Origin of the sequence: Nocardia africana NBRC 100379 (genome assembly GCF_001612635.1) — a bacterium.
GTDB classification, from domain to species: domain Bacteria; phylum Actinomycetota; class Actinomycetes; order Mycobacteriales; family Mycobacteriaceae; genus Nocardia; species Nocardia africana.
Window position 1 is genome coordinate 1 of the sequence record NZ_BDAV01000074.1, and the last position, 1,504, is coordinate 1,504.

1 protein-coding gene is annotated in these 1,504 nt (G+C 58.8%); it reads left to right on the forward strand.

Annotation, left to right across the window (positions count from 1 at the left end; translation table 11 throughout):
* Nucleotides 1-854 precede the first annotated feature (854 nt).
* On the forward strand, nucleotides 855-1,412 hold the full coding sequence (locus NA3_RS35280) for a hypothetical protein (RefSeq protein ID WP_062969255.1): 558 nt from the start codon (nucleotides 855-857) through the stop codon (nucleotides 1,410-1,412).
* The last annotated feature ends 92 nt before the right edge of the window (nucleotides 1,413-1,504 follow it).

Here is a 1,504-nt window from a genome sequence, read left to right on the forward strand (position 1 = left end):
GGGACATCCGGCCCTCGAGTATTTGAAGCACTCGGGGTGGCATCCAGGTTCGGAACATATTCCGAGGAGGAAATCCGCTGGTCTGATGATGGCGATGAACAGGTCTCGCAGCGGATGTCCGCAAATCTGGCATAGCCGATCACGCAGGGCATGCGCGACTCGCAGCGGGTCGTTGACGCCCCAGACCGGCAGTCGCCGGCCCGAGTGGCACAAAGTGATGTAGGGGATGACGAGCCCGCCTGAGGTGGGGGCGGTGTGTGCGGTCGCGGGAATAGGGGGCCGATCTGCTCGGCGTGAGGGGGAATCCATATCCAACTGCTTTCCGAGGCGTGCGCAGGTGGTGCATGTATGCGCGAAAGTGGTTAATTAGCAACAAGATTCATGGCAGGACTGAGATCGCTATTAGCGTGGTGCGCGATCGGCCTCTGTCTTCGACTACCTTGTGGCGAGCAGGTTTAATTCGCCTCAATAAGGTTGAGACGGTTTTCCGATCACTGCTGTCATGCGGTATTTCAAGCGGGTAGATTTGGATGAAGATCCAAATTGTCATGCCGCCGCAGTAAATTCCTTTGAATGCGGCTATCTCGGAATTTGATTCGCATTTCGATCAATTTTTGGATATAATAGTGACAACACTTGAACTCCGCGCCGTTTCATCTCGCATTCATTCGGAGACTAATTCGGTTGGATCGTTGAGCGAATGGACACCGGAGGACGCGGGGCAGCGAATGCCTTGCAGGTCAACAGGTTGCGAGTAGGATCCAGGTAGTCTCATGCGAACCGCTGTGGCGGAAGAGGTACACGTGACAGGAATCGGAAAGTGCCCGCGTTGCGGGTCTTCTGACCTGCAGACGATGGAAGCCATCGCGCAGAATGGCGTGTCGATCGTGGACAGTTACGGCAGCTACAGTGGTGTCAGCTGGTCCACTGTCGGCGTTGTGCCAGTTCTCGGCACCTCGTCTCAGTTCGAGATCCGACGGTCGGCGCTGGCGGTAGCGACTGCACCTTCCCCGCCGCTGCGCAACTGGGCAGGCACCGCCCTGTTATCCGCGGGGTGGCTTTTGCTGTGGCTTCCGTTTTTCACGCTGGTGACGTGGCTGATGTTGAGCGATGCTGCAGAGCGCGGAGCGGATTTCGTATCCCAGGCCTCGGGCGTCCTGTTCGGGTTGATGTTCGCTGTCCCGGCACTGATCGGACTTATCGTTGTGGCCAGGAACGTGCGCATCAACCGGCGGATTCGGCGCGGAATGCCTGTGGCGCATCAGCTTTGGCGCGGAGGCCGTTACTGCTTGCGGTGCGCCGGTTGCTTCTGGCCGACTTCGCCTCCAACCGGAATATCCACGGCGCAGGTCGTGACGCCCGTCGAGTTCCAGCGCATAGTGTGGCGGGCGGGTTTCTCAGCTGTCCAGTGAGACGATGCACCGCCCTGTGTGAGTCAACGCGACTTGCAGGGGGTCGGGCTCGTTGGCATAGCGGGTGCTTCGGTGAGGGCGCTGTGATTAAG